The sequence below is a fragment of the Nocardia aobensis NBRC 100429 genome, assembly GCF_000308375.1.
In the GTDB taxonomy this organism is placed as follows: Bacteria; Actinomycetota; Actinomycetes; order Mycobacteriales; family Mycobacteriaceae; genus Nocardia; species Nocardia aobensis.
In genome coordinates, this window is record NZ_BAFQ01000103.1 from 42,478 (window position 1) to 49,979 (window position 7,502).

Consider the following 7,502-nt stretch of genomic DNA (forward strand, 5'->3'; position numbering starts at 1 on the left):
GGGCTCTACCGGCCGCGACGCCGTCGGCAGCACCGAGTTCGCGGTGCGGGCGCTCCCCGCAGACGACAGCCGCCCGGCCCCATCCTCACGATCACAGGATGGGGCCGGGCGGCTGATTCGAGCCCGCTACCAGCGGTTACGGGTTGGAGGGATCTCCGGCGGAGGGAGTCTCCGGCTCGGCGTTCTCCTCCGCACTCGCCGCGCCGTCGGCGGAGAGCAGCGTCTCCAGCGAGGCGTGCGGAATGCGGCGGAAAGCCCGGCGCGGGCGGGCCTGCTCCAGCGTCGCCACCTCCAGCGAGGACACCGCGATGCCGCGCTTGTCCTTGTCGCTGTTGTCCGGCGACCCCTTCTGCAGGGCGTCCACGGCGGTGCGGATCGCGGCCCGCAATTCCAGGCCCGGCTGGAAGGTGTCCTTGAGCGCGGTGCTGATCGGGTCGGTGTTGCCGCCCATCACCACGAAGTCGCGCTCGTCGACGATGGAGCCGTCGAAGTTGATCCGGTACAGGACCGAATTCGACGCCTGCTCCGGATAGCCGACCTCACCGATACAGATCTCGACCTCGTAGGGCTTGAGCTGGTCGGTGAAGATCGTGCCGAGTGTGGAGGCGTACATGTTCGCCAGCGCCCGCCCGGTCACATCCCGCCGGTCGTACTGGTATCCGCGCAGGTCGGCCTGCAGGATCCCACCACGACGCAGACTTTCGAACTCGTTGTACTTGCCGACCGCGGCGAATCCGATGCGGTCGTAGAGCTCGCTCACCTTGTGCAGCGTCGCCGAGGGGTTCTCGGCGACGAACAGCACACCCTTGTCGTACACCAGCACCACGACACTGCGTCCCCGGGCGATACCTTTGCGCGCAAGTTCGGTCTTGTCGCGCATGATCTGTTCGGCCGACGCGTAGTACGGCAGTGTCATGGACGCGCACTCCCTTCTTCGGCCACCCGCTCGCCGACGATCGAGCGCGCGATCTGCTCGAGCCGCTCGTCCGAAACCTCCAGCGCCCCTTCGGCATTGATGACGATCGCCGTCGGGAAGATACCGCGCTGTAGGTCCGGGCCGCCGGTGGCGGTGTCGTCGTCGGAGGCGTCGAGCAGCGATTCGACGGCGATGCGCAGGGCGCGGTCCTCGTCCAAATCGCGGCTGTAGGTCTTCTTCAACGACGACTTGGCGAACATCGAGCCCGAACCGGTGGCGGTGTAGCCGAAGCGCTCTTCGCTGCGGCCGCCGACCACGTCGTAGGACACGATGCGACCGGCCCGCTCCGGATCGGTGGCCTCGAGGTCGTATCCGACCAGGATCGGCACCACCGCCAGGCCCTGCAGGGCCGCGGGCAGATTGTCGCGGACCATCTTCGACAGCTTGTTGGCCTTACCGTCGAAGGTCAGCGGCACGCCCTCGATCTTCTCGTAGTACTCCAGCTCCACCGCGAACAGGCGGATCATCTCGACCGCCACGCCCGCGGTGCCGGCGATACCGGCCGCGGAGAAGGTGTCGGTGATGTACACCTTCTCCATATCGCGGCTGGCCAGCAGGTTGCCCTGGGTGGCCCGGCGGTCGCCGGCGATCAGCACACCGCCGCGGTAGGTCACCGCGACGATCGTGGTGCCGTGCGGCGCCAGGTCCCCGGCCGAGCCGTTACCGCCGGCAGCGCGCCCGAAACCGTTGCCCGGCAACAGTTCCGGCGCGTTTTCCCGCAGATATTCGGAGAATGACGAGAGGGCGTACCCCATGTGGAGCCGCAAGGGGTCACCTGATGTCACTGGCCGCCTTTCTGGACGTAGGCACGCACGAAGTCCTCCGCGTTCTCCTCGAGCACGTCATCGATCTCGTCGAGCAGGTCGTCGGTCTCCTCGGCCAGCTTTTCGCGGCGCTCCTGTCCCGCGGCCTCGACACCGGCCGCGTCGTCGTCCTCGTCGCCACCACCGGCGCGCTTGGTCTGCTCTTGTGCCATAGCAGCCGACCTCCTCTGTACTGATCATCGGCGAGCACCGGAAACCTCCGATGCTCGTCCCTCAACACTACCCAGCGACGGTGACAACATGCCGGATTACATCGCAATGTGCCCCCGCCGCAACGTCACAGCACGCCGTGCCACCCGGGCACGAGCACGCCGCCGGCGCCCGGCCGCCCGGTCAGGAGGTGAGCTGCTTGACCAGTTCGGCGGCCGTGCCCGCACCCTCGAGCAACTTGCCGACGTGGGATTTCGTCCCGCGGCGCGGCTCCAGGGTGGGAATGCGGACCAGCGAGTCGCCGCCCAGGTCGAAGATCACCGAATCCCAGCTCGCCGCCGCGATATCGGCGCCGAAGCGGCGCAGGCACTCGCCCCGGAAGTAGGCGCGGGTGTCGGTCGGCGGGTTGGTCATCGCGTCGGTGACCTGCTGTTCGGAGACCAGCCGCTCCATCGAACCGCGGGCCACCAGGCGGTTGTAGAGGCCCTTGTCCAGCCGCACGTCGGAGTACTGCAGATCCATCAGATGCAGTTTCGGCGCCGCCCAGCCCAGGCCCTCGCGGCTGCGCATCCCCTCGAGCAGGCGCAGTTTGGCCGGCCAGTCGAGCAGATGCGCGCAGTCCATGGGGTCGCGTTCGAGCAGGTCGAGCACATGCGCCCACTTCTCCAGCACATCGGTGACGCGGGCGTCGTCGGTGCCCTCGCGGTCGTGGAACTTCTCCACCCGGTCGAGGTAGATCCGTTGCAGCGCAAGGCCGGTCAGTTCGCGGCCGTCGACCAGCGCCACGGTGGCGCGCAGGCTGGGATCGTGGCTGATGGTGTGCACGGCGGTGACCGGACGCGCCAGCTGCAGATCCGACAGGTCCTCGCCGGCCTCGATCAGATCCAGCACCAGCGCGGTGGTGCCGACCTTGAGGTAGGTCGACCATTCGGCCAGGTTGGCGTCGCCGATGATCACGTGCAGCCGCCGGTACTTGTCGGCGTCGGCGTGCGGTTCGTCGCGGGTGTTGATGATGCCGCGCTTGAGGGTGGTCTCGAGGCCCACCTCGACCTCGATGTAGTCCGAGCGCTGCGACAGCTGGAATCCGGCGTGGTCGCCGGACTGCCCGATGCCGACCCGCCCCGACCCGGTGACCACCTGACGGGAGACGAAGAACGGCGTCAGGCCGACGATGATCTGGTTGAACGGCGTATCGCGGTTCATCAGATAGTTCTCGTGGGTGCCGTAGGAGGCGCCCTTGCCGTCGACGTTGTTCTTGTAGAGCTGCATGCGCGGCGCACCCGGCACGCTCGAGGCATAGCGGGCGGCGGCCTCCATGACCCGCTCACCGGCCTTGTCCCAGATCACCGCGTCCAGGGGGTCCACGACCTCGGGCGCCGAATATTCGGGGTGGGCGTGGTCGACGTAGAGGCGAGCGCCGTTGGTGAGGATCATGTTCGCCGCGCCGACCTCGTCGGCGTCGATCACCGGCGCCGGCCCGTTGAGCCGGCCCAGGTCGAAGCCGCGGGCATCGCGCAGCGGCGACTCCACCTCGTAGTCCCAGCGGGTGCGCTTGGCCCGGGGTACGCCCTCGGCCGCCGCGTAGGCCAGCACCGCCTGGGTGGACGTGAGAATCGGGTTCGCCGAGGGTTCCGTCGGTGTCGAGATGCCGTACTCGACCTCGATTCCGATGATGCGCTGCATGGGTCGAGCCTAGGCGACGCGCGCGATCCCCGGGGCCGCCCGGGTGCGGTGGCCCGTCACCGCGCCGCGCGGTGTCGCGAATTCAGTTGACCGCCAGCGGGTCCGGGGCAGCCGCCTCGGACCGGGCCACCAGGTCGGCGACGGTGGCGTCGCGGTCCAGCGGAACCCCCAGACTGCGTGCATTGCTCTCCAGCAGCCCGAGCACCGATTCGGTCACGATCGCCTCGATCTGCTCCGACCCCAGCGCCGAGGCGGAGTCGGCGCGCCAGCTGTTGACCACCCCGTCGACGAAGCCGACGATCCCGAAGGCCATCGGCCGGGCCCGCACGGGGTCGATGCCGACGCGCGCGGCGGCGGTGGCGAACAGATCCGCGAGCCGGGCGCCGATGCGGTCGCGTGCCCCGGCCAGCGCGAGCGACGAATCCCCTTGCGGGGCACTCGCCGCCAGGAATCGGTGCAGCTGCGGATGCGAGTCCACCCAGCCGACGTAGGTGCCGACCGCCCCGCGCACCGCGTCCTTGACGGTTCCGTCCGCCCGTAGCGTCGGAAGTAGTTGAGTCAGCAGCGATTCCAAAATGCGGCCGCGAATCTGCTCGTCCAGATCGGTCCGCCCGTCGAAATGGCGGTACACCACCGGACGCGGCAGGCCCAGCCGGTCGGCGATCTGCTGGACCGACACCTCGGCGCCGTTCTCCTCGATCACCGCGACCGCGGCCTCGATCACCTCGGCACGCCGCCGCTGTTTGTGCCCGTTCCAGCGGGTACTGCGACCGTCCACACCGGCCGCCGCGGACCGTTCCGCACGCCGCGGGGGCCGTTGTCCACCGGTTTCACTCACATGTCAACGATACTCATGCGGTATTGACCGATACACCCCGTCTCACTAACCTTGGTGTTACATCCTGTCTCGGTAATTCGATTCGTTTGGAGCGCAGCAATGGGCAACGACGCCACCCTGCTCCCGCGGGATACCTTCGCGCAGCGTCTGCTGCTCGGTTCGGTCCGCAAGTCCTACGACCCGGTGGTCGATCTGGACTGGGACGCCCCGCTGGATCCGGACAAGTTCTTCCTGCCGCCGGAGGTGGTCTCCCTCTACGGCACCGACCTCTGGGACGCGATATCACCCGAGCAGCGGCGCGAGCTGTCGCGGCAGGAACTCGCGAACATCCTGTCGGTCGGAATCTGGTTCGAGAACATCCTGAACCGGTTGTTGTTGCGGGAGTTGATGAACGGCGATCCCACCTCGCACCGCTCGCACTACACGCTGACCGAAATGGGCGACGAATGTCGGCACATGACCATGTTCGGCAAGCTGATCGACCGCATCGACGCCCGGCCCTACTGGCCCAAAGCCCCTGCCCGGCTGGCGATCTCGTCGTTGCAACTGCTTCTGCACGGCCCGATGGTGTGGGTGGGAGCGCTGGTCGGTGAGGAGATCTTCGACGCGCTGCAACGCCGCACGATCGATGATCCGCAGCTGCAGCCGGTGGTGGCGCGCACGTTCCGCGTCCACGTCACCGAGGAGGCGCGCCACATCGGTTTCGCCCGTGACGCCCTCGCCCGCCGTGTTCCGGCGATGTCGCGCGCGGAACGCGCCTATGTGCGGATGTGTGTCGCGGTCGCCGCTCCACTGTTCGTGCGGCTGATCACCAACCGGCACATGTACATTCGCGCCGGATTGAACGGGCGCGTGGCCGTGCGCGCCGCGCTGGCCAATCCGCACGCGCACCGCATGCTCGCGGCCGGCGGCGCCGACCTGGGCGCGTTCCTGGACGAGAACGGGCTGCTCGGCCCGATCGGCAAGCGACTCTGGCGGCGGCGGGGGTTGCTCGCATGAGGCCGGACCGGCACCGCGCGGGCGGCGTGGCCGTCGTCGCGGCCCGGCCGTCGGCACCGATCGTCGCAGCGACGCTGCGGCGCAACGGAATTCGCGACATCACCGTCCTGGGCTCGACCGCGCTCGCGGCCGATCACCCATCGCCCGCGGTACACACCATGGAATTCGACGGCGCGCACGACCGCTGGCGGCTGCGCTCGGACGACGGCACGACCACGGCGTCGGTGGTGATCCTGGCCGATGCCGACCTCGACACTCACCGCATCACCGGAGTCGGCGCCGATCTGCACGCACTGCTGAGCGACGGCCGGGTGGCCCATCTCGGCACGGCGATGCACGAGATGCCGAACCTGTTCTGGACGCACTCCCCCGCCGACGCGCACTGGCCGCACTATCCGGTGCAAGCCCGCGACGAATACGCCGCGCGCTGCATCGCGACGATGTGCCGAACCGGCGGTACCCGGATCCAGCTGCGACGTGCCGTGCAGCACGAATCGGCACGTCGCTGGGCTGCGAACCCCCACCCCGGCCGGCGGCTGCCGCGACCGGATCACCGGCACTTCGACACGACCGTCGCCGCCGATCGGGCGCCCGCCTGCGAGTACGCCGGTCCCGCGGTACTCGACGCACCGGGCGCCGAACTCGCGGTGACAGCCGCACTGAACGGGCATCCCGACCCGATCGACGGTCACTACCACTGGTACGGCCGTCTCACCGCGGCGGAGGCGGACCTGCTGCCCGACCCCGGGCGCGGTGTGGTGTCGCTGCGGATAGCGGGTGGCGAGCCCGCCGCGGGCCGGCTGCAGGAGCGCGACCCGTGGGGAAATCTGCGGATCGCCGGAATCGGGCGGCCGCCGTTTCCCCTGGCGGACAACGGCATTCACTGAGACGCCGGACGGTCAGCCCGGAATCTTGTCCAGGAATCCGTGCGCGCGGGCGATGCGATCACCGTCGAGAACGACCACGTCGAAGCCGACGATCAGCGGCTCGGCGCCGGGAGTCCCCAGCGTCCAGGTGAACCGCAGCTGGTCGTGGTGTCCGTCGACCGGCCCGAGGCCGAATCGCATACCGGCGAACTGTTCCCGGACGCCGGCGATCATCTCGTCGATCGCGGCAACTCCGGCGACGGCCGCGAGCGGATCGGTGTAGGTGGCGTCGGGCCGGTACAGCTCGTCGAGAAGTTTGCGCCGCGCCGCGGCGTCGGCTTCGTTCCAGGCGTCGATGTAGCGCTGGGCGATGGCGTCGTAGGTGCTGGTGGTTTCGTTTTCGCTCATAGGACGAGCATGTCGCAGAGCGGGCGGCGGGTCGATTACCCGTCGGGTAATGCCGCGGCGCACCGAAGTGGTTGCCGCGCAGCCGGACTCGTACTCCGGCCGCGCACCGGGTGGGGGTCTACAGCACCGACTTCAGCGATTGCTCGTCGCGCGCGACGACAGCCCGGCCGTCGGGGGTGACCACGATCGGACGCTGGATCAGCTTCGGATTGCTCGCCAGTGTCTCGATCCACTGCTCGCGATCGGCCTCCGTACGCGACCAGCCCGACATGCCGAGCTCCTTCGCCTCCGGTTCACCGGTACGGGTGATGTCCCAGGGCTCCAGCCCGAGCTGGGCCAGCACCTCCCGAAGATCATCGGCGGTCGGCGGGTCGTCGAGATACTGCCGCTCGATGTAGTCCACCCCGGCCTCGTCCAGCGCGGTTTTGGCCGCGCGGCTCTTGGAGCAGCGGGGGTTGTGCCAGATCTGGGTCTGTCCGGATGTCATGGCGAAAACACTAGCGCGCTACAGGTGCATCCATTCCGGCCACATCCGCGACCACGGCCGCTTCGGGCCGGTGCAGTCGTAGATGGTGACATCGCGGGTGTTGCCGACGAAGCCGAGGCGGGTGTCGACCCTGCCGACCGGGGTGAGGAAGGTGCACCGGGCGTGCAGGTCCGCCTCGTCACCGCCGACGATCAGGGCGGTCTCGGCGCTGTCGGGCGGGGCGCCGAAGTACCCGAAGCCACGACTGGGGCTGTATATGGCCGGCAGGTCC

At 68.9% G+C, this 7,502-nt stretch carries 9 protein-coding genes and 1 pseudogene; 2 read left to right on the forward strand and 8 right to left on the reverse strand.

Annotation, left to right across the window (positions count from 1 at the left end; translation table 11 throughout):
• Positions 1 to 136 precede the first annotated feature (136 nt).
• From prcA to RJ03_RS13205, 5 genes are all read right to left on the reverse strand, one after another.
• Positions 137 to 916, reverse strand: a complete 780-nt coding sequence (gene prcA, locus RJ03_RS13185; RefSeq protein WP_036501725.1) for a proteasome subunit alpha — start codon at positions 914 to 916, stop codon at positions 137 to 139.
• Positions 913 to 1,731, reverse strand: a complete 819-nt coding sequence (gene prcB, locus RJ03_RS13190; RefSeq protein ID WP_051024645.1) for a proteasome subunit beta — start codon at positions 1,729 to 1,731, stop codon at positions 913 to 915. The genes prcA and prcB overlap by 4 nt, the downstream gene beginning before the upstream one ends.
• Before the next feature lie 26 nt (positions 1,732 to 1,757).
• Positions 1,758 to 1,952: a ubiquitin-like protein Pup gene (locus tag RJ03_RS13195; RefSeq protein ID WP_030518123.1), complete on the reverse strand. Its 195-nt coding sequence runs from the start codon at positions 1,950 to 1,952 to the stop codon at positions 1,758 to 1,760.
• Between the two features lie 181 nt (positions 1,953 to 2,133).
• On the reverse strand, positions 2,134 to 3,633 hold the full coding sequence (gene dop, locus RJ03_RS13200; RefSeq protein ID WP_030518124.1) for a depupylase/deamidase Dop: 1,500 nt from the start codon (positions 3,631 to 3,633) through the stop codon (positions 2,134 to 2,136).
• 82 nt (positions 3,634 to 3,715) lie between these two features.
• A complete protein-coding gene (locus RJ03_RS13205; protein ID WP_051024646.1) occupies positions 3,716 to 4,471 on the reverse strand; it encodes a TetR/AcrR family transcriptional regulator in 756 nt (251 codons plus the stop codon).
• Positions 4,472 to 4,570: 99 nt separating this feature from the next.
• Between RJ03_RS13205 and RJ03_RS13210 the strand changes: the two genes are divergently transcribed.
• Positions 4,571 to 5,470 (forward strand): AurF N-oxygenase family protein, encoded by a 900-nt coding sequence (locus RJ03_RS13210; protein ID WP_036501729.1) that lies wholly within the window; start codon positions 4,571 to 4,573, stop codon positions 5,468 to 5,470.
• On the forward strand, positions 5,467 to 6,357 hold the full coding sequence (locus RJ03_RS38370; RefSeq protein WP_245552273.1) for a DUF4873 domain-containing protein: 891 nt from the start codon (positions 5,467 to 5,469) through the stop codon (positions 6,355 to 6,357). The genes RJ03_RS13210 and RJ03_RS38370 overlap by 4 nt, the downstream gene beginning before the upstream one ends.
• Positions 6,358 to 6,369: 12 nt before the next feature.
• Here RJ03_RS38370 and RJ03_RS13220 read toward each other — a convergent pair whose 3' ends face one another.
• The 3 genes and pseudogenes from RJ03_RS13220 to RJ03_RS13230 all read right to left on the reverse strand — a co-directional run.
• A complete protein-coding gene (locus tag RJ03_RS13220; protein WP_036501732.1) occupies positions 6,370 to 6,744 on the reverse strand; it encodes a nuclear transport factor 2 family protein in 375 nt (124 codons plus the stop codon).
• A 118-nt stretch (positions 6,745 to 6,862) separates the two neighbouring features.
• Positions 6,863 to 7,231, reverse strand: a complete 369-nt coding sequence (locus RJ03_RS13225; RefSeq protein ID WP_036501735.1) for an arsenate reductase family protein — start codon at positions 7,229 to 7,231, stop codon at positions 6,863 to 6,865.
• Positions 7,232 to 7,249: 18 nt separating this feature from the next.
• A pseudogene (locus RJ03_RS13230) lies at positions 7,250 to 7,502 on the reverse strand (glycosyl transferase family 39); the annotation flags it as partial.